This window comes from Streptomyces sp. NPDC057253 (assembly GCF_042669125.1).
Lineage (GTDB): Bacteria > Actinomycetota > Actinomycetes > Streptomycetales > Streptomycetaceae > Streptomyces.
Genome location: NZ_JBHUXV010000038.1, coordinates 1 through 24,021 on the forward strand (window position 1 = coordinate 1; position 24,021 = coordinate 24,021).

Genomic DNA, 24,021 nt, shown 5'->3' on the forward strand with positions numbered 1-24,021 from the left:
GGCGCCAACGAGTGGCAGACCTTCAAGAACGTCATCTTCCCCACCCTGCGCCCCACCAACACCGTCGTCCTGGTCGTCACCATCATCGAGGCACTACGCGCCTTCGACCTGGTCTTCGTCTTCAACAAGGGCGCCCAGGGCACCGAGCTCCTGTCGATCCTGATCACCAACAACATCATCGGCGAGTCCAGCCGGATCGGCTACGGCTCCGCGATCGCCGTGGTCCTGCTGGTCATCTCCCTCGCGGTCATCATCCCCTACCTGATCGCCACCTTCCGGAAGGAGCGGCAAGCGTGAGCACCCTCGCTCCCCCCACCAAAACGCCGGTGCGCCCCGCCCGGATCCTGCTGCACGTCTTCCTCGCCGGCACCGCGCTGGCCTGGCTCGCCCCCCTGCTCTGGGCGATCTTCGCAGCCCTCAGGCCCTACTCCGAGACCAGCAACAAGGGCTATGTGTCCTGGCCGGACAAGCTGACGTTCGAGAACTTCACGAACGCCTTCGAACAGTCCGACATGCTCCACTACTTCGCCAACACCCTGATCATCGCCGTCCCCGCAGTCCTGCTCACCCTGCTGCTCTCCTCGATGGTCGCCTTCTACGTCTCCCGCTTCGACTTCCGCCTCAACCTGTTCCTGCTCCTGGTGTTCACCGCCGGCAACCTGCTCCCCCAGCAGGTCATCATCACCCCCCTGTACCGGCTCTACCTCCTCGTCGACCTGCCCGGCATCACCATGAGCGGCAAGCTCTACGACTCCGCACTCGGCCTGGTCCTGATCCACGTCGCGTTCCAGTCCGGCTTCTGCGCCTTCGTCCTGTCCAACTACATGCGGATGCTCCCGCATGAACTGACCGAGGCCGCCCTGGTCGACGGGGCCTCGGTATGGCGGATGTACTGGCAGATCGTGCTCCCGCTGTGCAAGCCCGCGATGGCCGCCCTGGGCACCCTGCTGTCCATCTGGATCTACAACGACTTCTTCTGGGCCATCGTGCTCATCTCCACCGGCGAGAACATGCCCATCACCTCCGCCCTGAACAACCTCTCCGGCCAGTACTTCACCGACCCCAACCTCGTCGCCGCCGGCGCCCTCCTCACCGCCATCCCCACCCTCATCGTCTACTTCGTACTCCAACGCCAGTTCGTCAGCGGACTGACCCTCGGCGCCAACAAGGGCTGACGACAGCCCCGTTCGAAAGCGACTCCGCATTGACTACCGCACGCCGTCTTCGCCTTCCCGGAATCGCCTACGGCGGCGACTACAACCCCGAGCAGTGGCCCGAGGAGGTCTGGGTCGAGGACGTCCGCCTCATGCGCGAGGCGGGTGTGAACATGGTCAGCGTCAACATCTTCTCGTGGGCCCTGCTGGAGCCCCGCGAGGGCGAGTTCGACTTCTCGCGCCTCGACCGGATCCTCGCCCTGCTCCACGACCACGGCATCGCCGCTGACCTCGCGACCCCCACGGCCGCTCCGCCGGCCTGGTTCTTCCGCGAGCACCCGGACGCCCTGCCGATGGACAGGGACGGCCGGCGACTGTCGTACGGCAGCCGCCAGACCTTCTGTCCCTCCAGCCCCGCCTATCGGGAGGCGGCGCTGCGGGTCGCCCGGGCGCTCGGGGAGCGGTACGCCGACCACCCGGCCGTGGTGATGTGGCACATCCACAACGAGTACGGCTGCCACAACCCCGAGTGCTACTGCGACACTTCGGCCGAGGCCTTCCGGCGCTGGCTGCGGGACCGGTACGGCGATCTGGCCGCCCTCAACGACGCCTGGGGCACCACCTTCTGGAGCCAGTGGTACTACGACTGGGACGAGATCATCCCGCCCCGCGCCACCGGAGCCGTCCCGAACCCCACCCACCAGCTGGACTGGCGGCGCTTCTGCTCCGACCAACAGCTGTCGCTATACAAGGCGGAACGGGACGTGCTGCGCGAAGCCGCTCCGCAGATCCCCGCCACCACCAACTTCATGGTGAACTTCAGCATCGAGGCGCTGGACTACTGGCGCTGGGCACCGGAGTTGGACGTCGTCTCCAACGACCACTACCTGCGCGCGACCGACCCGGAGTCGCAGATCGACGTCGCGCTCAGCGGTGACCTCGTGCGCTCCATGGCCGGCGGCCCATGGCTGCTGATGGAGCACTCCACCGGCGCGGTCAACTGGCAGCCGGTCAACAGGGCCAAGGATCCGGGCGAGATGCGCCGCAACGCCCTCGCCCATGTCGCGCACGGGGCCGACGGCATCGCCTTCTTCCAGTGGCGGGCCGCGAAGGCGGGCGCCGAGCAGTGGCACTCGGCGATGCTGCCGCACGCGGGCACGGACAGCCAGATCTGGCGGGACGTCGTCCAACTGGGCGCTGATCTGGGTGCGTTGGCCGAGGTGCGGGGCAGCACGACGGCCGCCCAGGTCGCCGTGGTGTGGGACTGGAGCGCCCGCTGGGCCCTGGAGCAGCCGTCCCAGCCCAGCGGCGAACTGCGCTTCGTGGACCTGGTGCGGGACTGGTACCGGCCGCTGTGGCAGGCCGGTGTGGCCGTGGACTTCGTACGCCCCGACGCCGACCTGTCCTCCTACCGTCTCGTCCTCGCGCCGAGTCTCTATCTGGTCGACGACGTCGGCGCGGCCAACCTGACCGGCTTCGCCGAACGGGGCGGCACACTGGCCGTCGGCTTCCACAGCGGCACCGTGGACGCCAACTGCCATGTGCGGCTGGGTGGTTACCCGGGGGCCTTCCGGGACGTCCTCGGGGTGTGCACCGACGAACTCTTCCCGCTGCTGCCCGGCGAGACGCGGCAGCTGACGGGAGCGGTCCCCGAGGGCGCCACCGCCACCCTGTGGTCCGAGCGCGTCCGGCTCACGGGCGCCGAGGCCGTCGCCGCCTACGACGACGGGCCGCTGGCGGGTGTCCCGGCCGTCACCCGGCACGCTCCCGGCGCCGGAACCGCCTGGTACCTGGCGACGCGCCCCGACCCCGCGACCCTCGACGCCCTGCTCGCCCGCATCTGCGAGGAGGCCGGCGTCCAGCCGGTTCTCGCCGGCCCGCCGACCGGTCTGGAGGCCGTCCGGCGCACCGGCCCCGACGCCGAGTACCTGTTCCTGATCGACCACGGCGGGAGCGGCGCCGAGGTCCCGGCCGTGGGCGTCGAGCTGCTCACCGGCAAGGACGTCAGTGGCTGGGTCACCGTCCCGCCCGGGGGTGTCGCGGTCGTACGCGAGTCGCGAGACCGGCGGTGAAGAGGTCAGGACCGGCGCAGAACGGGCCCGGACCGGCCGGGCATGAGCGCGGATCTTCCGGGTAGCAGGGACATGCCTATCGGGGAGGGGCCGTCACACCTGGGGAGGTCGCGGCGGCCCTTCTCTCCCCGGCCCGAGTCCTTGGGCACCTGGTGGCTCCCTGAGCCCGGGATGCGTCCTGGTGGGCCCGGCAGGGGAGAATGGGGGCCGTACCCAACGGTCGACCCTTGCGGAGGAGCGGGGAAATGCAGAACGCGCGAGCGGGACAGGTCGCCGGGCCCGAGGACCTCATCGATGTGGCACGTCTGGTCACGGCGTACTACGCACTGCATCCCGACCCGGCCGAGCCGGGGCAGCGGGTGGCGTTCGGCACCTCGGGGCACCGCGGCTCGTCCCTCGGGGCGGCGTTCAACGAGGACCACATCGCGGCCACCAGCCAGGCCATCTGTGAGTACCGTGCCGCCCAGGGCACCGACGGCCCCCTCTTCCTCGGCGCCGACACCCACGCCCTGTCGGAGCCCGCGCGGGTCACGGCGCTCGAGGTCTTCGCGGCCAACGACGTGACCGTGCTGATCGACGAGGCCGACGGCTACACGCCCACCCCGGCCGTCTCGCACGCCATCCTGACCCACAACCGCTCGCGCACCTCCGCGCTCGCGGACGGCGTGGTGGTCACGCCCTCGCACAACCCGCCCGCCGACGGCGGCTTCAAGTACAACCCGCCGAGCGGCGGCCCGGCCGGTTCGGAGGCGACCTCCTGGATCCAGGACCGCGCCAACGAGATCATCACGGGCGGTCTGAAGGACGTCCGGCGTATCCCCTACAGCCGCGCCCTCACCGCGCCCGGCACCGGCCGCTACGACTTCCTCGGCACCTATGTGGCCGACCTGCCGAACGTGCTGGACCTGGAGGCGATCCGGTCCGCCGGGGTGCGGATCGGTGCCGATCCGCTGGGCGGCGCCTCGGTGGCCTACTGGGGCCGGATCGCCGAGCAGCACGGGCTCGACCTGACGGTGGTGAACCCGCTCACCGATCCCACCTGGCGGTTCATGACGCTGGACTGGGACGGCAAGATCCGCATGGACTGCTCGTCGCCGCACGCCATGGCCTCGCTGATCGAGCAGCGCGACCGCTTCGACATCGCCACCGGCAACGACGCCGACGCCGACCGGCACGGCATCGTCACGCCGGACGCGGGGCTGATGAACCCCAACCACTATCTGGCGGTGGCGATCTCCTATCTGTTCTCCCACCGGGAGCAGTGGCCCGCGAAGGCCGGGATCGGCAAGACCCTGGTGTCGTCCAGCATGATCGACCGGGTCGCCGCGGACGTCGGCCGGCCCCTGGTCGAGGTTCCGGTCGGATTCAAGTGGTTCGTGGACGGACTGTCCGACGGCACGCTCGGCTTCGGCGGCGAGGAGTCGGCGGGCGCGTCCTTCCTGCGCCGGGACGGCTCGGTGTGGACCACCGACAAGGACGGCATCATCCTGGCGCTGCTCGCCTCCGAGATCACGGCGGTCACCGGCAAGACCCCCTCGCAGCACTACGCCGGGCTCACCGACCGCTTCGGCGCCCCCGCCTACGCCCGCGTGGACGCCCCGGCCAGCCGCGAGGAGAAGGCCCTGCTGGCCAAGCTGTCCCCGCGCCAGGTCACCGCCGACACCCTCGCCGGCGAGCCGGTCACCACGGTCCTCACCGAGGCCCCCGGCAACGGCGCCGCCCTCGGCGGCATCAAGGTCGGCACCGCCAACGCCTGGTTCGCGGCCCGCCCCTCGGGCACGGAGGACGTCTACAAGATCTACGGCGAGTCCTTCCTCGGCCCGGACCACCTGCGCCAGGTCCAGGAGGAGGCCAGGTCGGTGGTACTGGGGGCACTGGGAGCCTGACCCGGGTCGTCGGTCGTGCCGGGGCGGGGCGGGGGATGCCCGGCCTCTCCCAGGCACGTCGGCAGTGCTGAGGGCCCGGAGGACCCACCCGGCCGGTCGTGGCGACGGCGCTGGAGATCTGCCCCGGCCCCGGATCGGGCTCGCGGCCATGCAGGACCGACCAGCCACGCCGGGTGCGGGGGATCCGGGGCGGAGGTCAACTCCCGGTCGCGGTCCGCTTCGGCGGCCGTACCCGCTTCCGGTCGGCTACGCGGCGCTGTCGCTCGGCGCCCGGTCCCGGTCCCGGCTCGTACGGGCCGGCCTGGACTGCCGTACGAGAGTCGCCGCGGCCGGGTCCCACTCCGGGTGCTCGAAGGTGAAGCCCGCCGCTCGCAGCCGTCCCGGCACCACCCGGCGGCTCTTGAGGAGCAGTTCCGTGTCCGAGCGCAGTGCGAACGCGCCCACCTCGGCCATCCAGCGTGTCGCGGGCAGGCCTGCCGGTACTCCCCAGGCCGTGCGGAGCGCCCGCATGAAGTCGCGGTGCGGGAGGGGGCCGGGTGAGGCGAGGTTCACCGGTCCTTCGAGGTCGTCGCGGGCGATCAGGAAGTCCACCGCTCGTACGAAGTCCTCGGCGTGGATCCAGGAGACGTACTGCGCACCACCGGCCACCGGCCCGCCGAGTCCGAGGCGGACCATCCGCGACAGGACGTCGAACACACCGCCCCGGTCGGCGCTCATGACCATCGCCGAGCGCAGCGCCACCTTGCGGGTCCGGGGCGTCGGCGCCTCGCTCTGCGCCCGCTCCCAGTTCTTCGCGATCTCGACGCTGTGGGCCCAGTAGTCCGGCACCCCGGCCTCCGAGCCGCCGATCACCCCGGTCCCCTCGTCATGGGCGGCGTCGAAGCGGTGGGCGTAGATCGTGGCCGTGCTCATCTGCAACCAGACGCGCGGCGGCCGTGCGGCGGCGGCGATCGCCTCGCCGACCACCCGCGCCGAATCCACCCGGGAGTCCATCATGGCCCGCAGGTTCTCGGCGGTGTAGCGGCAGGACACGCTGCGCCCGGCCAGGTTGATCACGACATCGCTGCCGTCGATCGCCTCGGCCCAGCGGCCTAGGGTGACGCCGTCCCACGCGAGGTGGTGCGGGCGCGTGGGACGCCGGGTCAGCACCGTGACCTCGTGGCCGGCCGCCGTCAGCGCACGGTCGAGAACCGTGCCCACCTGTCCGGTGCCGCCGGGCAGCACAAACTTCATGAGTTCCCCCTCAGCGTGGCTCGGCACCAGCCTAGCCGCAGTTTTTGAACATGTTCAACAGAGGGAGACGTGTGGTGGGTCAGGTCGTCGGGCCCGGTCGGTCCGTGCGCACCCGCTGGGCGACATCGCGCAGCTTGACGTTGTGCTGCTGGGAGATGCGGCGCAGCACGTTGAAGGCCTCGTCCTCGCTCAGGCGGTGCCGCTCCATGAGGATGCCCATGGCCTCGCCGATGGCGTGCCGGGTCTTCATGGCGTCCTCGAGCTGGTCGATGGCGCGGGCGTCGGCCAGGGCCACGGCGGCGTGCGAGGCCAGCAGCCAGCCGGCGGTCTCGATGTCCTCGCCGAAGGCACCGGGGCGCTGGGAGTACAGGTTCAGCGCGCCGAAGTCCGCGTCGTGGGTGTAGAGGAGCACCCCGGTCATGCTGCCGATGTCCAGCTCCCGCGCCGCTGAGGCGTACCGCGGCCAGGTCGGCTGGGACTCGCGCATGTCGGCGATCCGGTACACGCGGTTGCCGTCCGAGCGGTCAGCGAGGTCGAAGCACGGTCCCTCGGCCAGTTCACCCTGGAGCCGGTCGGACGCCTCGACCACGTTTCCGTGGGCGGACAGCGTGACGGCCCGGCCCTTGCGCACCGCCAGGATCCCGGCCGCGTCGCAGCCGTCGACCATTCTCACCGCCGAGGCCACGATCTCGTCCAGCGTGCCCTGCACCGAGTCCTGCGCCAGCAGGTTCCGCGCGAGCAGGGCCATCGACTCGGCGAATTCTCGCCACTCCACCGCCACCACCCGCTTCGATCATTCGTACGAACACACTACCGCCGCCCTGACGAGCACCCCGGGAGGAGCGCGCACCACGCGGGCCTGCGGACCGCTCCCCCGTCGCCGTCGGCACCAAGCCGGTCGACTACCCGGGACCGTACGAAACAGGCCGGATCGAGCCTCACCGTTTCCCAGGACGGCGTACGAGCACGACGAGGGGGCCCGCCGCGAGAAGCACCGCGAGAGCCGCGTAGCCGTAGGTGAGAGTCGTGGCCGTGGCGACGGCGGCGACGAGCAACGGGCCGCCCGCGTCGCCGAGTTCGCGGCCGAGTTCGGCGGAGCCCATGGTCTGGCCCAGGCGTTCCGGTGGGGTCGAGGAGGCCAGCGCGGCGAAGCCGAGCGGGGTGATCAGTCCGGTTCCGGCACCGATCAGCGCGGCCGCGCACAGGACGCCGGTCAGGCCCGGCAGCATCGCGCAGGCCAGGCCGGCCGCGGTGACGAGCAGTCCCGCGAGCAGACCGGAGCGGGTCGTCAGACGCCCCTCGTCGAGGGCGCGCCCGGCCCTGGGCTGGACGACGGCCGCGCAGGCGGCGAGCACGGACACGGCGGCACCGGTGGCGACGGTGCCGAGGCCCGCGGCCCGGCCCGAGACGGGCAGGAAGCCGACGCCGACGGACAGGGCCGCGGTCGCCGCGGCCAAGGCGGCGGTCGGAGCGAGGAAGACGGGATCCACGAGGCGCCGCGCCAGGTCAAGGACGGTCTGCCGGGCCTTGGGCAGCGGCGGTACGACGGGTACGGCGACGGCGGCCCAGACCGCGACGGCCGCGCCCAGCACCGCCAGCACCGCGAACAGCAGCCGCAGTCCCCCGGCCCACACCAGGACGCCGCCGAGCAGCGGGCCGAGGGTGTAGCCGATGGACTTGTAGAAGCCGTAACTGCCGAACGCGCGACCGTGCTTGGCGGCCGGGTTGAGCCGGGCCACCAGGGCGGACGCGGACGGGGAGAACGCGGAGGCCGCGGCGCCCTGGCCCAGCCGGGCGGCCCAGAGCCAGCCCGGGCTGTCGGCGAGGACGTACAGCGCGGAGGCGGCGGCGAAGGCGACGAGGCCGCCGAGCAGCACCGGGCGCGCCCCGATCCGGTCGGCGAGGGCGCCGAACACCGGCTTGAGGAGCACCTCGGCGCCGTCGTACAGGGCGAGGAGGCCGCCCAGCACGAGCAGCGAGGTGACCGCGTCGTCGGAGAGACCGCCGAGGTTGGCGGCGATGCCGTGAGCACCGAAGGCGGTGGTGAAGCCGGCCGCGTAGAGGGGCCACATCTGGCGGGCCGGGGCCGCCTGTCGGGGTGCCGCGGTGGGGTTCACCGGTCGTCGGCCGGGGTCTGGTGGAGGGCGGCGAAGACGCGTTCCGCGTAGTCCTCGCAGGCGGCCGCGCACTGCTTGAGGCGCTCGCCGGCCCGGGCCGCCTCGGGGGTGCCGAAGACGTCCCGGGCGGTCAGGTCCCGGTGCCAGCGCCGCAGCCGTTCCAGCGACTGCTCCTCTTCCTCCAGTTCGGCGAGGGTGAACTTGGCGATGCGGATCTCCTTGGCCAGTTCCTCCTCGAACTTGCCGCAGTCCGCCAGGAACTCCGCCCAGTCGGCCGACCGGGCCGCGCCGAACAGCTCGCGGAGGCGGGCGGCGTCCTGCGGGCCGCGCCCCGACGCGGTGAGCGTCATCGCCTGCCCGCCGGCCTTCTCGGTCAGCGCGAGCGCCCGCCCGATGCCGTCGGCGAAGACCGGCACGTCCGGTACGGCCCAGATGCCCTGGCCGAGCGAGAGCGCGCCGATCTTCCGCAGCTCGCGCCAGACCGCCACCCGGTGCCGGGACGGCTCGGCGTCCAGCTTGATCACGAGAACGAGCCAGCGGCCCGGGGCTTCTTCCTTCGTCACATGCCGGAATGTATCACTTGTTACATCAGCCGCTCAGCGTGTCCAGTACCGGATGTTGCGGAGGCGGGCCTCCGCCCGTCCGGAGCCGTGGTGGTAGACGCCGTTCTTGAAGTAGCGGGTGGCCGGGCCCCGGTCGGCGACGGTCAGGACGAGGGCGTTGTCGAAGTAGACCTTGACCGTGCCGGTGCCGCTGGTCGCCTGGTGGGCGATCTTCACGTTGAACCAGGTGTCGTACGCCCCCGTCCTGAGGACCGTGCCGTCGTAGCGGCGCACGGTGCCCCCGCCCGTGTCGTACACGTTGAGCATGATGTCGGTGGCCGGGGTGCCCGAGGGGTGGACGCCGCGCAGGATCTGCACGAAGGACGCGCCGTCCGTGCCGGAGGGCAGGTAGACGTCGGCGTCCCACATCCGGTTGCCCGTGGTGTAGTCGACCTTCCAGCGCATCTCGGTGCGCGGGTCGGTGGAACTGCCCTCCTCGAAGGGCTCGTCGGTGGCGTACACCCACATCCGGTGGACCCCGTCGCTGTAGCTGTGCCGTTCACCGAGGTCGAGGTTCCAGGGCTTCTGCCAGCTGTAGGCGAACGAGGTCCGGGTCCAGCCGTCCGTGGGATCGGCGGCCGCGACGGCGAGCGCCGTTCGCGGCAGCGCGAGCGCGGCCGAGCCGGCCAGGACCCCGGTTCCGGCCCGTAACAGTGATCTCCGATTCATCGTGTGCCCTTTCCGGTGGGGTGGCGTCGGAGGTGGTGCACGCCGTGCCGGAGAGAACCGCAATACATCGGAGGAGTCAATGACTTGGACACCTCCTGTTGTCAGTCAAGGGGAGAGTTGAGACAAGGCAGCCACCCCTCCTTGGGGATACACCCGATGTATCGCCGATCAGGCGGCCTTCTGCCTGCTGTCCGCGTGGGCGCGGATGATGTCGGCGTACCGATCACCGGTTCCCTTGATCGTGCGCTTCTGGGTCTCGTAGTCGACATGGACGAGCCCGAACCGCTTGTCGTAGCCGTACGCCCACTCGAAGTTGTCCAGCAGGGACCAGGCGAAGTACCCGGCCAGCGGGGCGCCCTTGCGGGCGGCGGACGCGCAGGCGGCGAGGTGGTCGATCAGGTACGCCTGGCGTTCCGGGTCGTCGACCGTGCCGTCGGGGCATACGACGTCGGGGTACGCGGAGCCGTTCTCGGTGACGTAGAGCTTGCGGGCGCCGTACTCCTGCGTCAGGCGGAGCAGCAGGGTCTCGATGCCGCTCGCGTCGATCTCCCAGTCCATGCCGGTGCGCGGAACACCGGGGCGGGCGATCTCACGGACCCGGGGCGCCGGTGCGGTGGGGTCGTCGGCCACGGTCGCCGGCATGTAGTAGTTGAGGCCCAGCCAGTCCAGGGGCTGCGCGATCGTCGCCAAGTCGCCCGGCTTCTCCGGCAGTTCGACGCCGTAGACCTCGCGCATGTCGTCGGGGAAGCCGCGGCCGTGGATCGGGTCCAGCCACCAGCGGTTGGTGTGGCCGTCCATGCGGCGGGCGGCCTCGACGTCCTCGGGCCGGTCGGTGGCGGCGTGGATCGTCGAGAGGTTGTTGACGATGCCGACCTGGGCGCCCGGGGCCGCCGCGCGGATGGCCCGGGTGGCCAGGCCATGGCCGAGGAGCAGGTGGTAGGAGGCGCGGACGGCGGCCGTGAGGTCGGTCAGGCCGGGGGCCATCTTGCCCTCCAGGTGACCGATCCACGCCGAGCACAGGGGTTCGTTGAGCGTGGTCCAGTGCTTGACCCGGTCCCCCAGCCGCGCGGCCACGACCGAGGCGTACGAGGCGAAGTGCTCGGCGGTGTCGCGCGCGGGCCAGCCGCCGCGGTCCTGGAGCACCTGGGGCAGGTCCCAGTGGTACAGGGTGACGGACGGGGTGATGCCGGCGGCGAGGAGGCCGTCGATCAACTCGTCGTAGAAGTCCAGGCCCTTGGCGTTGACCGGGCCGTCGCCGCCGGGCACCACACGCGGCCAGGCGACGGACAACCGGTAGGCGTTGGTGCCGAGTCGGCGCATGAGGTCGATGTCCTCGCGCCAGCGGTGGTAGTGGTCGCAGGCGATGTCGCCGGTGTCGCCGCCCGCGACCTTGCCGGGCGTGTGGCTGAAGGTGTCCCAGATCGAGGGGGAACGGCCGTCCTCGGCGACCGCCCCCTCGATCTGGTAGGCGGCCGTGGCCGTGCCCCACAGGAAGTCGTGCGGGAGTGCGGCGAGGTCGATGGTCACGAAAGTCCTTTCGGGGTGGGTCACTTGACGGCGCCCGCCGTCAGCCCGGCGACGAGATAGCGCTGGAGCAGGAGGAATCCGGCGACCACGGGGACGCTGACGACCAGCGAGGCGGCCATGATCTGGTTCCAGTACACGTTGTTGAGGGTGGAGTAGCCCTGGAGTCCGACGGCGAGGGTGCGGGTGGTGTCGTTGGTCATGACGGAGGCGAAGAGCACCTCGCCCCAGGCGGTCATGAAGGCGTAGACGGCGACCGCGACGATCCCGGGGATCGCGGCGGGCACGACCACCCGGAACAGCGCCCCGAGCGGCCCGCAGCCGTCCACCAGTGCCGCCTCGTCCAGGTCGCGCGGCACCGAGTCGAGGTACCCGATCAGCATCCAGATCGAGAACGGCAGCGAGAAGGTGAGGTACGTCAGGATGAGCCCGCCGCGCGAGCCGAACAGGGCGATCCCGGTGGCGTTGCCGATGTTGACGTAGATCAGGAACAGCGGGAGCAGGAAGAGGATGCCGGGGAACATCTGCGTGGACAGCACGGTGACCGTGAAGACGCGCTTGCCCCGGAAGTCGTAGCGGCTGACCGCGTACGCGGCGAAGACCGCGATGACGACCGAGCAGACCGTCGCCGCGCCCGCCACGATCAGGGAGTTCACGAAGTAGCGGGCGAGCGGGATCGTCGACCAGATGTCGATGTACGGCCGGATCGTCACCTCACTCGGCAGCCAGTGGAACTGACCGGTGACGTCGGCGAGCGGCTTCAGCGAGCTGGAGACCATGACGTAGACCGGCAGCAGCACGAAGCCGGTGAGCAGGGTGAGGAAGATCCGCCGGGACCACAGGAACGAACGCGGCGGCGCCATGGGCGAGTGGGGGCTAGACATCGGCCGGCTTCCTTCCCCGGGTGGTCAGCAGCAGGTACACGCCGGTCACCACGAGCAGGAACAGCAGCAGGAGTACGGACATGGCCGAGCCGGTGCCGAAGTTCCAGGTGACGAAGGAGGCTTGGTAGATGTGGACCGAGATGAGGTCCGCGGCCTCCGGGGCCGACCTGCCGAACAGGACGTAGGGCGTGTTGAAGTCGTTGAACGTCCACAGGAACAGCACCAGGAGCAGGACCTGGTTGACCGGGCGCAGGGACGGCAGGGTGATGCGGCGGATCTGCTGCCACAGGCCGGCTCCGTCGAGTGCCGCCGCCTCGTACAGCTCGCCGGGGATGTTCTGGAGTCCGGCCATGACGATGAGGAAGGCGAACGGCCAGCCCTTCCACACGGACACCGTCAGCAGCGCCCAGAAGCTGTTGTCGCCGATGAGCCAGAAGGACGGCTTGTCGGTCAGGTGCAGCTGGTCGTGCAGGACGTGGTTCACCAGGCCGTTGTCGTGCTGGAACATGAACACCCAGGTGATGACGGCCGCGTAGACCGGCAGCGCGTACGGCACCAGGAACAGGGCGCGCAGCAGGCCCCGGCCCCGGAAGGTGTCCTGCATGAAGACGGCCGCCGCCGTGCCGATCAGCCAGCACAGGCCGACCGACAGCAGCGTGAAGGCGACGGTGACGAGGAACGAGTGCAGCAGGGCCTCGCCGACCGGGGCGTCGAAGTCCACCGACACCTTGTAGTTGTCGAGGCCGGACCAGGGCGCGGCGCCCCAGTCGCGGATGTAGAACTGGGTGAGCTCCTTGAAGCTCATCACGGCGCCGATGACCATCGGCACCAGGTGGACCAGGAGTTCGAGGAGCAGGGCCGGCAGCAGGAGCAGGTACGGCAGCCCGATGCGCCGGATCCTTCCGGGGCGGCGGCGGGGATGAGGATGCGCCGCCCCGGAAGGGGTCTTGTCCACGGACTGCTCCGCGGGAGCGGTGGTGGTCATCGTGCTCACTTCGTCGGCATCTGCTGCTGGGCCTTCTCCAGCGCCGCCTTCACCGAGTCGGTGGTGATCGCGCGTCCGGCGGCCGCGTCGGCGAACAGGTCCTTGACTGCGGTCCCTACGGCGGTCTCGAACTGTGACTCGTCGGCGACCTGCGGCAGCGCGGCGGCGCTGGTGGCGAGGGTGTCCTTGAGGACCTTGTTGGCGCCCGAGCTGAAGGTGGCGTCCGCCTGCACGGTCTTGACCGGCGGGATGGAGCTGTAGGCGGTGTTGAGGATCTTCTGCTCGGCGTCGCTGGTCATGAACTTCACGAACTTCTTGGCGCCGTCGATGTTGTCGGTGTTCTTGAAGACGGCCAGGTTGATGCCCATGACGGCGGAGTTGACCTGGGTGCCGGTGCCGGGGGTACCGGACTGCACGGGCACCGGTGCGATGCCGTACTTGTCCTCGCTCATGCCCTGGGACTTCAGGTTGGCGGACGCGGACTGCCACAGCAGCATGGCCTGGTTGCCCTTGGCGAAGTCGCTCACCGACTGGTTCTGGGCGTACTCGGCGTCGCCGGTCGGGATGACCTTGTCCTTGGCCATGAGGTCGACGTACTGCTTGACCGCGGCCACCACGTTGTCGTTGGTGAAGTCGGGCTTGCCGTCGGGGGTGAAGAAGTCGCCGCCGTGCTGCTTGGCGAAGACGAAGACGTGGTGGATGTTCTCCGACAGGTTCGCGCCCTCGGCTCCGAGCGCCGACTTGCCCTTGGCCTGGATCTTCTTGCCGTCGGCTATCAACTCGGCCCAGGTGGCCGGAGGCTCGGTGATACCGGCGTCGGCGAAGATCTGCTTGTTGTAGTAGAGGGCGTAGGCCATGGAGTAGAGCGGGACCGCGGCCGGGTCCTTGCCCTCGGCGCCGGTGGAGCCGAGCGCGGAGTCGACGAAGCGGTCCTTGCCGCCGATCGCGGCGAAGTTCTTGGCGTCCCAGGGCAGCAGCGCGCCGGTGGCCTGGAGGGACGCGCTCCAGGTGTTGCCGATGTTGAGGACGTCGGGGCCCTGGCCCGAGGTGGTCGCGGTGAGGATCCGGTTGAGCAGGTCGGACCAGGGGACGACCTCCACCTTGACCTTGATGCCGGTCTGCTTCTCGAACTTGTCGAGCTCGGGCTGGAGGACCTTCTTGTCGACCTCGATGCTGGCGCCCTGGTTGGAGGCCCAGTAGGTGAGGGTCTTCGGCGAGTCGTTGGACCCGTCGCTCGTCGACGATCCGCCGCCGCAGGCGGTGACGAGCGTCAGCAGCGAGGCGGTGACGGCTCCGGCGGCCGCGGCTCGGGTTCTGCGCATCTGGCGTCCCTTCCAGGGGAGACCCGCGGGTGCGTTCACTTCCCGAACGTCACCCAGGAGTTAATTTATGGCGTGATTTAAGACGCGAAGGAAACGCGCGTCAAGGGTCCGGACCGGGGTATCTTGCAGGTCGGGGCCGATCCGGAAGGATTCACATGGCGGTGCGGAACGGGCGGACGGTGCGCGACCTGCGACGGGGCAACCGCACCGCCGTACTACAACGGTTGTATTTCGACGGCCCCATGAGCCGCTTCGCCCTGGCCCCGGCCACCGGCCTCAGCGCCGGCTCCGTCAGCAACGTGGTCGCGGACCTGGTGGCGGACGACCTGATCGAGGAGGCCGGCACCGTCGAGTCCGACGGCGGGCGCCCCCGCACCCTGCTGCGGGTCGCGGCCGGCGGCGGCCACATGATCGGCGTCGATGTCGGCGAGACCCGCGTCCGCGTCGAGCTCTTCGACCTCACGCTGACCGAACTCGCCCGTACCGAAAGGCCCTTGGAGCACCACGGCTACGACGTCGAGGTCGTCGTGGGCCACATCCGGGACGGCGTGGCCGAGGTCCTCGCCGCGACCGACATCGCCCCGGAACGGCTGCTGGGCGTCGGGATCGGCGTCCCGGGCATCGTGGCCCGCGCGCCCGGGCAGGGTGCCGTGGTCCACGGCCAGACGATCGGCTGGGACGCCGTCCCGCTCGAATCCCTGCTGCGTTCGACCGGTGAACTCCCGGACTCCGTCCCGTACTTCATCGACAACGGCGCCCGGACGCTCGGCCAGGCCGAGCTGTGGTTCGGAGCGGGCCGGGGCTGCCGCAACGCGGTGGTCGTCCTCTTCGGCTCGGGCATCGGCGCGTGCCTCGTCACCGAGGACGTGGAGTACGGCCGCCCGCTCGAGTTCGGACACCTGACCGCCCGGGTCAGGGGCCGCCGCTGCCGCTGCGGCGCGCTGGGCTGCCTGGAGGCGTACGCGGGCGCGGAGGCGCTGCTGGAGCGGTGGCGGGAGGAGGGGGGACGTCCGCCGGAGGGGGCGGACGAGGAGAGCGCGTTGACGGTGATGCTGGGGGCGGCTTATCCGGGCGAGGGCGACTCTGGTGGTGGCGCGGGCGACCCGGGTGACGGTCTGGATGAGGGGGGTGGCGGCGCGGGCGACCCGGGTGACGGTCCGGGAAGGCCGAGTGACGGCGCGGACGCCGGGGGTGGCGCGGGCGCCGGAGGTGGTGGCCGGGGGCGCCATGAAGCCGACCCGGTGGCGTTGGCCCTCCTGGAGGAGGCCGCCGAGTACGTGGGTGCAGGGCTGTCCGATCTGATCAACCTGTTTCAGCCCGAGCGCATCCTCATCGGCGGCTGGGCAGGTCTCCAGCTCGGCCCGCGCCTCCTGCCCGCCGTACGCCGGTACGCCGACGCGTACGCCTTGCGCCACCCCGCCGAGCGCGTCTCCATCGACCTCGGCGAACTCGGCCCGGACGCGGTGACGGTGGGCGCCGCGATTCTGCCGCTCGCCGACTTCTTCGCCCGCGGCGGAGAGCGCGGCAACCGTGGTCGGGAGCGGGTGGGTTGATCGCCCCCGTGCGCCTCGTCGATCAGGCGCGGTCGTGGAGCGTGACCTGGTAGCCGTCGGGGTCGGCGAAGGTGAAGGTGCGGCCGAAGGGACCGTCGATCGGTGCGGACACGATCGTCCGGCCGTCGGCGACGAGCGCGTCGTGGATGTCCTGGACGCCGGTGGCGTGGAGCCAGATCGCGACCCCGATGCCGGGCTGGGCGGCGGACGCGAGGTCGGTGCCGGGAATGATGTCGCGGAGTGCGAACGCGATGGGCTTCGTCTCGAAGACGACGGCGTGCGGAGGTCCGGCCGGCGAGCGGACGAGGCCGAGATAGCGCTCGTAGAACGCCTGGGAGGCGTCGAGGTCGCGCACTTGGAGTGAGATGAAGTCGGGGCCGGTGGCGGGCATGGTGACGCTCCTTCGTTACGTGTCAGTTTTCTGACACGCGGCAAGCTATGTCAGAATGCTGACATGAGTCAAGAAGGTGTCGGCATCGACCTGGAGACGTCACTGGGCTACCTGCTCAAGGAGGCGTCGAGCGCGCTGCGCGCCGCGATGGAGGAAGTGCTGCGGCCGCTCGGGATGAGCGTGACGCACTACTCCTGCCTCGAACTCCTGGCACAGCGACCGGGCTTGTCGAACTCCGAGCTCGCGCGGGGCGCGTTCGTGACACGGCAGACGATGAACGTACTGCTCCAGTCCCTGGAACGGGACGGCTACGTGACCAGGCCCGCGGAGGCACCCGTGGGCAAGGCGCTGCCCACGCGGCTGACACCCCGCGGCCGGCGAAGCCTCGAGAAGGCGAGCGCGGCGGTTCGGTCCGTCGAGGCCAGAATGCTGGCGGGGCTGACCGAGAGCGAGCAGTCCGCCGCGTTCGGGGCCCTGCGGAGCATGGTCCACTCCCTGCGGGGCGACGGGGGCGCGTAGGTCGTTCAACGGCCGGCTTCCTCGGGGCGTCGGGAACGCCAGGGGAACTGTCGTAGTTGACATGAGGGGCTGCCGGCACGAACACGCGTCCGGCCGGCCCGAGGCGACCGGTTACAGTGCGCGGGACGGCAGTCCGGTCAGGGAAGGAACAGTGTGACCGAGACCAGTGACACCCGGCCGACCGAGGGTGAGGCGCGAGCGCCGCGGCAGAGCCGAGTGCTCCGCCTCCTGCGGTACCTCCCCCTGATCGCCCCCGTCCTGCTGTGGGCGGTGCCCTGCTGGGTGCTCCTGTACGCCGGCCAGCACTGGCCGCTGCCCGTCACGTCGGCCGGCACCCTCCTGTTCGTCCTCGGCCTCATCGGTATGCCGCTCGCGATGGCCCGCGGCCACGGCCGGCGCCAGCAGGACGGGGCGGCGATCCTCGGCGACACTCTGCTGGGCGGCAGCTGGGTCCTGTTCACCTGGTCCGTCCTGCTCGGCGTCCTCCTGCGGCTCGCCCTGACGGTGGCCGGCGTCGGTGACAGCCAGGACCGGGCCCGGATCGTCACCTGGGCCGTCCTCGGCGTCACCGCCGTGCTGCTCATCTGGGGATACGCCGAAGCCCGCCGCGTACCGCGAGTGCGCCGGCTCGACGTACAACTCCCCCGGCTCGGCGCCGGGTTGGACGGCCTGCGCGTCGCCCTCATCACCGACACCCACTACGGCCCCCTCGATCGCGCCCGCTGGTCGGCCCGGGTGTGCGAGACGGTGAACACCCTGGAAGCCGACCTGGTCTGCCACACCGGCGACATCGCGGACGGCACCGCCGAACGCCGCCGCGCCCAAGCCACCCCCCTCGCCACCGTGCGGGCCACCGAGGGGCGCGTCTACGTCACCGGCAACCACGAGTACTACAGCGAGGCCCAGGGCTGGGTCGACCTGATGGACGAGCTCGGCTGGGAACCGCTGCGCAATCGCCATGTGCTGCTCGAACGCGGCGGCGACACCCTCGTGGTCGCCGGTGTGGACGACGTCACCGCCGAGTCCTCCGGCCTTGTGGGCCACCGCGCCCACCTCGCCGGAGCGCTGCACGGCGCCGACCCCGACCTGCCCGTCCTGCTCCTGGCGCACCAGCCCAAGTTCATCGACCGGGCGGCAGCCGCCGGCATCGACCTCCAGCTCTCCGGCCACACTCACGGCGGCCAGATCTGGCCCTTCCACCACCTCGTCCGCCTCGACCAGCCGGCCCTGGCCGGCCTGACCCGCCACGGCCCCCGCACCCTCCTCTACACCAGCCGCGGCACCGGCTTCTGGGGCCCACCGTTCCGCATCTTCGCCCCCAGCGAGATCACCCTGCTCGTCCTGCGCGCCCCGCAGCCGTCGTAGCACCCGCCGCGCAGCGGGGTCACTCCCGCCGCCACCACGGGCTCAGCGGCCCCAGCGCAACGCGGCCGTCTGCACGGGCGCGTCCCACAGCCGCAGCATCTCGTCATCGGCCCGGCAGAGTGTCAGCGAGCAGCCCGCCATGTCCAGCGACGTGACGTAGTTGCCCACGAGCACCCGCGCCACCGGCACGCTCCGGGCCTCCAGCAGCCGGGCCACCTCGGCGTGGAACCCGTACAGCTCCAGCAGCGGCGTCCCTCCCATCCCGTTGACCAGGGCCAGGACCGGCCCGTCGGCCGGAGCCATCTCGCCCACCTCCTCGAGTACGGCGCCCACCGCGACCTCCGCGATCTCCCGGGCCGGCATCACCGCGCGCCGCTCCCGGCCCGGCTCGCCGTGGATCCCGACGCCGAGCTCCATCTCCCCGTCCGGCAGGTCGAAGGTCGGGCCTCCCTTGGCGGGAGTGCTGCAGGCGGTGAGCGCCACGCCGAAGCTGCGCGAGCACTCGTTGACGCGCCGGGCGATGGCGGCCACCTGCTCCAGCGGTGCGCCCTCCTCGGCGGCCGCCCCGGCGATCTTCTCCACGAAGAGGGTCGCCCCGGTGCCCCGCCGTCCGGCCGTGTACAGGCTGTCGGTGACGGCGACGTCGTCGTTGACCAGGACCTGCTCGACCCGGACGCCGTCCTCCTCGGCCAGTTCGGCGGCCATCTGGAAGTTCAGCACGTCCCCGGTGTAGTTCTTGACGACGAACAGCACGCCCTGCCCGGCCTCGACGGCGCCTGCCGCGTGCAGCATCTGCTCCGGGACGGGCGAGGTGAACACCTCCCCTGGACACGCGGCCGACAGCATCCCGTACCCGACGAAACCGCCGTGCAGCGGCTCGTGCCCGGAACCGCCGCCGGACACCAGACCGACCCGCCCGCCCTCCCGGGCGTCCCGCCGTACGACCACCCGCCGCTCCACGTCCACGTCCAGCTCCGGGTGGGCGGCAGCCAACCCCTCCAGGGCATCGGCGACCACGGTCTCCGGACTGTTGATCAGCATCTTCATGGCACCTCCCGGGTGGAACCGGCGCCCGAGTGTCCTCACGGAGCTCAGGCACCGCCGCTGACAGGCGGGCGCCTGCGCGATCGCTCGCCCCACGTTCAGTGTGCCGCTGCACCGTGGCCATCCGCCTGCCGGGGCGGGAGTGCGGCGGCGTACTCGTCGGCGGGTACGGCGGCCTCGTGGACGGCGGAGCAGGTGCTGCCGTCGCCCCGCACGCGCATGTCTCCGGCCGGTCCTACAATGATTTTTGGAGGCTCGGGGCAGTCGACAGCCGACCTTCGGGCCGGCGGGAAGCGGGCACCCATGGCTGAGCGACTCAAGAGATCAGGACTGGTCGGCGAGCTTTCAGCGGAATTCGCCGGCACGATGATCCTCATCCTCTTCGGTTGTGGCGTGGTGGCTCAGGTGGTCGCCGGCGGGGCCCTCACGAATCCCGCGGGCGGCCTCGGAAACCACGACAGCATCGCCTGGGCCTGGGGCCTCGGCGTCACCCTCGGTGTGTACGTCGCGGCGAGGCTGAGCGGTGCACACCTCAATCCCGCGGTGACCCTCGCGCTGGCGACGTTCAAGGGGTTCCCGTGGAGCAAAGTGGCTCCCTACGCGCTGGCCCAGACAGCCGGCGCCTTCGTGGCAGCCCTGATCGTCCGGTGGAACTACACCGAGGCGCTGGCGAAGGCGGATCCCACCCACACGATCAAGACGCAGGGCGTCTTCTCCACGCTCCCCGCGAACGGCAACCCGAACCTGCCGGTCCACGAATGGGGCGCATTCCGCGACCAGGTCATCGGCACCGCGATCCTGCTGCTGCTGATCCTGGCGGTCACGGACCTGCTCAACACGCCCCCCGGCGCCAACCTGGCACCGTTCATCGTCGGTCTGATCGTCGTGGCCATCGGTATGGCCTGGGGTACCAACGCGGGGTACGCGATCAACCCGGCACGCGACTTCGGTCCCCGGCTGGCCAGCTTCCTCACCGGGTACGGCGGAGCGTGGCGAGATCAGTACGGGAACTTCTACTTCTGGGTGCCGATCGTCGGTCCGGTGGTCGGAGGCCTGCTGGGAGCGGGCCTGTACAAGGTCTTCATCGGCCGGTTCCTGCCGACCGCTGAGCCGGAGCCCCCCGGACGGGTCCCGGCCCCGGACGAGAACTGACCGGCTCCCGGGGTGGCCGGGATCCGGCTGCCCCGGGAGAGCCCAAGGAGAGGCGGCATCCCATGGCGGACTTCGTCGGCGCGGTGGACCAAGGCACCACCAGCACCCGTTTCATGATCTTCGACCATGCCGGCAACGAGGTGGCGCGGCACCAGCTGGAGCACTCACAGATCCTCCCGCGCTCGGGGTGGGTCGAACACGACCCGGTGGAGATCTGGGAGCGCACCAACTCGGTGATCCAGAACGCCCTCCGGCACGGAAACCTCTCGCCGGAGGACCTGGCGGCCATCGGTATCACCAACCAACGCGAGACGACCGTCGTCTGGGACCCGCGCAACGGCCGTCCCTACTACAACGCCATCGTCTGGCAGGACACCCGTACCGACTCCATCGCGGCAGCGCTGGACCGCTCGGGCCAGGGCGACGTGATCCGCCGCAAGGCGGGGCTGCCACCGGCCACGTACTTTTCCGGCGGCAAGATCCAGTGGATCCTGGAGAACGTCGACGGAGTCCGCGAGGCGGCCGAGCAGGGCCATGCCCTCTTCGGCAACACCGACGCCTGGGTGCTGTGGAACCTCACCGGCGGCCCCGACGGCGGCGTCCACGCCACCGACGTGACCAATGCCAGCCGCACCATGCTGATGGACCTGGAGACCCTCGACTGGGACGACGAGCTGCTGGGCTTCTTCGGCGTTCCCCGGGCGATGCTGCCGACCATCAACCCGTCCTCCCACCGGGAGGCGTTCGGACAGACCCGTACGTCCCGGCCGCTGCGGGCGGCCATCCCCATCACCGGTGTGCTCGGCGACCAGCAGGCGGCCACCGTCGGGCAGGTCTGCTATGCGCCCGGCGAAGCCAAGAACACCTACGGCACCGGCAACTTCCTGGTGCTCAACACCGGCACGGAACTGGTGCGGTCCCGGAACGGCCTCCTGACCACCGTGGCGTACCAGTTCGGCGACAGCCCGGCGATCTACGCGCTCGAAGGCTCCATCGCCGTCACCGGCTCCGCGGTGCAGTGGCTGCGCGACCAGCTGAAGATCATCAGCGATGCCGCAGAGAGCGAACGTCTGGCGCGTACCGTCGAGGACAACGGCGGGATCTACTTCGTCCCCGCCTTCTCCGGCCTGTTCGCCCCGTACTGGCGCTCCGACGCCCGCGGCGCGATCGTCGGCCTCGCCCGGTACAACGACAACGGCCATGTGGCGCGGGCCACCCTGGAAGCCATCTGCTACCAGAGCCGCGACGTCGTGGAGGCCATGGAGCAGGACTCCGGCGTCCATCTCGACGTGCTCAAGGTCGACGGCGGCGTGACGGCCAACGACCTGTGCATGCAGATCCAGGCCGACGTCCTCGGCGTGCCGGTCAGCCGCCCGGTCGTCGCCGAGACCACCGCGCTCGGCGCCGCGTACGCCGCCGGTCTGGCCACCGGTTTCTGGCAGGACACGGACGAACTGCGCACCCACTGGCAGGAGTCCAAGCGCTGGGAGCCCCAGTGGTCCGACGAACAGCGCGCGGAGGGGTACGCGGGCTGGAAGAAGGCGGTGGAGCGCACGCTCGACTGGGCCAAGGTCGAGTAGCAGCCGCAGCCCCCGGTTCCGGCCGGGGGCGACCGAAGGGGCCCGCCCGAGCCGAGCGCGCCGCCGGCCCACCCGCCCGAGCCGAGTGCGCCGCCCGCACCCGCTGCACGAGGAGGAGACCATGGCGAACCCGGTGGCCCTCTCGCCCGGCGCACGCGCGGAGGCCCTCGTCCGACTGGGAGAGGGCGAGCTCGACGTCCTAGTCGTCGGGGGCGGCGTGGTCGGCGCGGGCGCGGCCCTGGACGCCGCCACCCGCGGCCTGCGGGTCGGCCTCGTGGAAGCCCGGGACTGGGCCTCGGGCACGTCCAGCCGCTCCAGCAAGCTCATCCACGGCGGCCTGCGCTACCTGGAGATGCTGGACTTCCGGCTCGTCGCCGAAGCCCTCAAGGAACGCGGACTCCTGCTTCAGTACCTGGCCCCTCATCTGGTGCGTCCGGTCCCGTTCCTCTACCCCCTGCAACACCGGATCCGGGAGCGTCCCTACGTCGGCGCCGGCGTACTGCTGTACGACACCATGGCCGCGGCCTCCGGTACCTCCAGAGGTCTGCCCCACCACCGCCACCTGGGCAAACGCCGAGCCCTGCAGGAGGCGCCCGCACTGCGCTCCGACGCCCTGGTCGGCGCGATCCAGTACTGGGACGCCCAGGTCGACGACGCCCGGCACACCCTGTTCCTCGCCCGCACGGCCGCCGGCTACGGAGCGCTGGCCGCCAACCGCACCCGGGTGAGCCGCTTCCTGCGGCAGGGCGAGCGGGTGGTGGGAGCCGCGGTCACGGACCTGGAGACCGGCGACGAGACAGAGGTGCGAGCCAAGCAGGTCATCAACGCGACCGGCGTGTGGACCGACGACACCCAGGCCCTCGCCGGCACCCGCGGCCAGTTCCACGTCCGCGCCTCCAAGGGCGTCCACCTGCTGGTCCCCCGTGACCGGATCAACTCCCGTACCGGGCTGATCCTGCGGACCGAGAAGAGCGTGCTGTTCGTCATCCCCTGGGGACGGCACTGGATCATCGGGACCACCGACACCGACTGGACCCTCGACAAGGCCCATCCCGCCCTCAGCTCCAAGGACGTCACCTACCTTCTGGACCACGTCAACAGCGTCCTGGCCACGCCCTTGGCTCCGGAGGACGTCGAAGGCGTCTACGCCGGTCTGCGTCCCCTCCTGTCCGGCGAGGCCGCGGACACCAGCAAACTGTCCCGGGAGCACCTGGTCGCCCACCCGGTACCGGGTCTCGTCGTGGTGGCCGGCGGCAAGTACACGACCTATCGGGTGATGGCCAAGGACGCGGTCGACGAGGCGGCCCGCGGCCTGGACGAGAAGGTGCCCGACTGCGTCACGCAGCGCGTCCCGCTGCTCGGCGCCGACGGTTATCCGGCCCTGTGGAACTCCCGCCACAACCTCGCCGAGTCCTCCGGGCTCCATGTCGCCCGCATCGAGCACCTGTTGAAGCGCTACGGCTCCCTGGTGCACGAGCTGCTCGCCATGGTCGCGGCCGACTCCTCGCTCGGCGAGCCGTTGCCGAGCTCCGACGACTACCTGCGGGTCGAGGCCGTCTACGCGGTGACCCATGAGGGTGCTCGTCACCTGGAGGACGTGCTCGCCCGCCGCACCCGGATCTCCATCGAGTCCTGGGACCGAGGTGTGGACGCGGCGCGGACCGTCGTGGAACTGATGGCGCCTCACCTGGGATGGGACCAGGCGAACCGGGACCATGAGGTCGACCACTACCTGAAGCGGGTGGCCGCCGAACGCGAGGCCCAGCAGCAGCCGGACGACCGGACCGCCGACGCGGTACGGCTCGGCGCCCCCGACATCAGCCCGGTGCACTGAGCAAGGCCCTGAACCCCCATTCCACGAGCCGGCATGGTGGCCCCACGCATAGGCAAGCCTCGAACTATGTTGCCCCGCCACATGTGACCCTGACGTGCGCATTCCTACGGTGTCCGGACACGTACCCGTCCCCAC

Annotated in this window: 21 protein-coding genes; 10 read left to right on the forward strand and 11 right to left on the reverse strand. The window is 70.9% G+C overall.

The features are described 5' to 3' along the window. From ACFULQ_RS21630 to pgm, 4 genes are all read left to right on the forward strand, one after another. Window positions 1-297, forward strand: a 297-nt coding sequence (locus ACFULQ_RS21630; RefSeq protein ID WP_383546300.1) for a carbohydrate ABC transporter permease, incomplete at its 5' end; no start/stop codon positions are given. Continuing rightward, window positions 294-1,175, forward strand: a complete 882-nt coding sequence (locus ACFULQ_RS21635) for a carbohydrate ABC transporter permease (RefSeq protein WP_383546302.1) — start codon at window positions 294-296, stop codon at window positions 1,173-1,175. The genes ACFULQ_RS21630 and ACFULQ_RS21635, both read left to right, overlap by 4 nt. Before the next feature lie 29 nt (window positions 1,176-1,204). After that, complete coding sequence (locus ACFULQ_RS21640; protein ID WP_383546304.1) at window positions 1,205-3,226, forward strand: beta-galactosidase; 2,022 nt, start codon at window positions 1,205-1,207, stop codon at window positions 3,224-3,226. Between the two features lie 245 nt (window positions 3,227-3,471). Further along, window positions 3,472-5,112 (forward strand): phosphoglucomutase (alpha-D-glucose-1,6-bisphosphate-dependent), encoded by a 1,641-nt coding sequence (pgm, locus tag ACFULQ_RS21645; RefSeq protein ID WP_383546306.1) that lies wholly within the window; start codon window positions 3,472-3,474, stop codon window positions 5,110-5,112. A gap of 246 nt (window positions 5,113-5,358) precedes the next feature. Here the strand turns inward: pgm and ACFULQ_RS21650 are convergent, their stop codons facing one another. From ACFULQ_RS21650 to ACFULQ_RS21690, 9 genes are all read right to left on the reverse strand, one after another. Further along, complete coding sequence (locus ACFULQ_RS21650) at window positions 5,359-6,345, reverse strand: TIGR01777 family oxidoreductase (protein ID WP_383546307.1); 987 nt, start codon at window positions 6,343-6,345, stop codon at window positions 5,359-5,361. 79 nt (window positions 6,346-6,424) lie between these two features. After that, complete coding sequence (locus tag ACFULQ_RS21655; RefSeq protein WP_383546309.1) at window positions 6,425-7,120, reverse strand: GAF and ANTAR domain-containing protein; 696 nt, start codon at window positions 7,118-7,120, stop codon at window positions 6,425-6,427. Between the two features lie 163 nt (window positions 7,121-7,283). Then, complete coding sequence (locus tag ACFULQ_RS21660; protein WP_383546403.1) at window positions 7,284-8,417, reverse strand: MFS transporter; 1,134 nt, start codon at window positions 8,415-8,417, stop codon at window positions 7,284-7,286. 41 nt (window positions 8,418-8,458) lie between these two features. After that, the gene (locus tag ACFULQ_RS21665) at window positions 8,459-9,025 is read right to left on the reverse strand and encodes a Chromate resistance protein ChrB (protein WP_383546310.1); all 567 of its coding nucleotides are present in this window, start codon (window positions 9,023-9,025) and stop codon (window positions 8,459-8,461) included. A gap of 33 nt (window positions 9,026-9,058) precedes the next feature. Continuing rightward, on the reverse strand, window positions 9,059-9,733 hold the full coding sequence (locus tag ACFULQ_RS21670; RefSeq protein ID WP_383546312.1) for a polysaccharide lyase family 7 protein: 675 nt from the start codon (window positions 9,731-9,733) through the stop codon (window positions 9,059-9,061). 168 nt (window positions 9,734-9,901) lie between these two features. Further along, a complete protein-coding gene (locus ACFULQ_RS21675; protein WP_383546314.1) occupies window positions 9,902-11,260 on the reverse strand; it encodes a GH1 family beta-glucosidase in 1,359 nt (452 codons plus the stop codon). A 20-nt stretch (window positions 11,261-11,280) separates the two neighbouring features. Next, on the reverse strand, window positions 11,281-12,120 hold the full coding sequence (locus ACFULQ_RS21680; protein ID WP_330269816.1) for a carbohydrate ABC transporter permease: 840 nt from the start codon (window positions 12,118-12,120) through the stop codon (window positions 11,281-11,283). Window positions 12,121-12,133: 13 nt separating this feature from the next. Beyond that, window positions 12,134-13,126 (reverse strand): carbohydrate ABC transporter permease, encoded by a 993-nt coding sequence (locus ACFULQ_RS21685; RefSeq protein WP_383546316.1) that lies wholly within the window; start codon window positions 13,124-13,126, stop codon window positions 12,134-12,136. Window positions 13,127-13,131: 5 nt separating this feature from the next. Next, complete coding sequence (locus tag ACFULQ_RS21690) at window positions 13,132-14,448, reverse strand: ABC transporter substrate-binding protein (protein ID WP_383546318.1); 1,317 nt, start codon at window positions 14,446-14,448, stop codon at window positions 13,132-13,134. 155 nt (window positions 14,449-14,603) lie between these two features. Between ACFULQ_RS21690 and ACFULQ_RS21695 the strand changes: the two genes are divergently transcribed. Then, a complete protein-coding gene (locus ACFULQ_RS21695; protein ID WP_383546320.1) occupies window positions 14,604-16,001 on the forward strand; it encodes an ROK family protein in 1,398 nt (465 codons plus the stop codon). A gap of 22 nt (window positions 16,002-16,023) precedes the next feature. Here ACFULQ_RS21695 and ACFULQ_RS21700 read toward each other — a convergent pair whose 3' ends face one another. Continuing rightward, entirely contained in the window at window positions 16,024-16,392 is a 369-nt protein-coding gene (locus tag ACFULQ_RS21700) for a VOC family protein (RefSeq protein WP_383546322.1), read from the reverse strand. Window positions 16,393-16,455: 63 nt separating this feature from the next. Between ACFULQ_RS21700 and ACFULQ_RS21705 the strand changes: the two genes are divergently transcribed. Both ACFULQ_RS21705 and ACFULQ_RS21710 read left to right on the forward strand, forming a co-directional pair. Next, window positions 16,456-16,911 carry a MarR family winged helix-turn-helix transcriptional regulator gene (locus ACFULQ_RS21705; protein WP_383546324.1) on the forward strand — a complete coding sequence of 152 codons (456 nt, stop codon included), beginning with the start codon at window positions 16,456-16,458 and terminating at the stop codon, window positions 16,909-16,911. 153 nt (window positions 16,912-17,064) lie between these two features. Continuing rightward, a complete protein-coding gene (locus ACFULQ_RS21710; RefSeq protein WP_383546325.1) occupies window positions 17,065-18,276 on the forward strand; it encodes a metallophosphoesterase in 1,212 nt (403 codons plus the stop codon). Window positions 18,277-18,318: 42 nt separating this feature from the next. Here the strand turns inward: ACFULQ_RS21710 and dhaK are convergent, their stop codons facing one another. Beyond that, window positions 18,319-19,323, reverse strand: coding sequence for a dihydroxyacetone kinase subunit DhaK (gene dhaK, locus ACFULQ_RS21715; RefSeq protein ID WP_383546327.1), 1,005 nt, complete (start codon window positions 19,321-19,323; stop codon window positions 18,319-18,321). Between the two features lie 300 nt (window positions 19,324-19,623). Between dhaK and ACFULQ_RS21720 the strand changes: the two genes are divergently transcribed. From ACFULQ_RS21720 to ACFULQ_RS21730, 3 genes are all read left to right on the forward strand, one after another. Then, on the forward strand, window positions 19,624-20,472 hold the full coding sequence (locus ACFULQ_RS21720; protein WP_383546328.1) for an MIP/aquaporin family protein: 849 nt from the start codon (window positions 19,624-19,626) through the stop codon (window positions 20,470-20,472). A 62-nt stretch (window positions 20,473-20,534) separates the two neighbouring features. Next, the gene (gene glpK / locus ACFULQ_RS21725; protein ID WP_383546330.1) at window positions 20,535-22,052 is read left to right on the forward strand and encodes a glycerol kinase GlpK; all 1,518 of its coding nucleotides are present in this window, start codon (window positions 20,535-20,537) and stop codon (window positions 22,050-22,052) included. A 121-nt stretch (window positions 22,053-22,173) separates the two neighbouring features. After that, complete coding sequence (locus tag ACFULQ_RS21730) at window positions 22,174-23,886, forward strand: glycerol-3-phosphate dehydrogenase/oxidase (RefSeq protein ID WP_383546332.1); 1,713 nt, start codon at window positions 22,174-22,176, stop codon at window positions 23,884-23,886. Window positions 23,887-24,021: the final 135 nt, after the last annotated feature.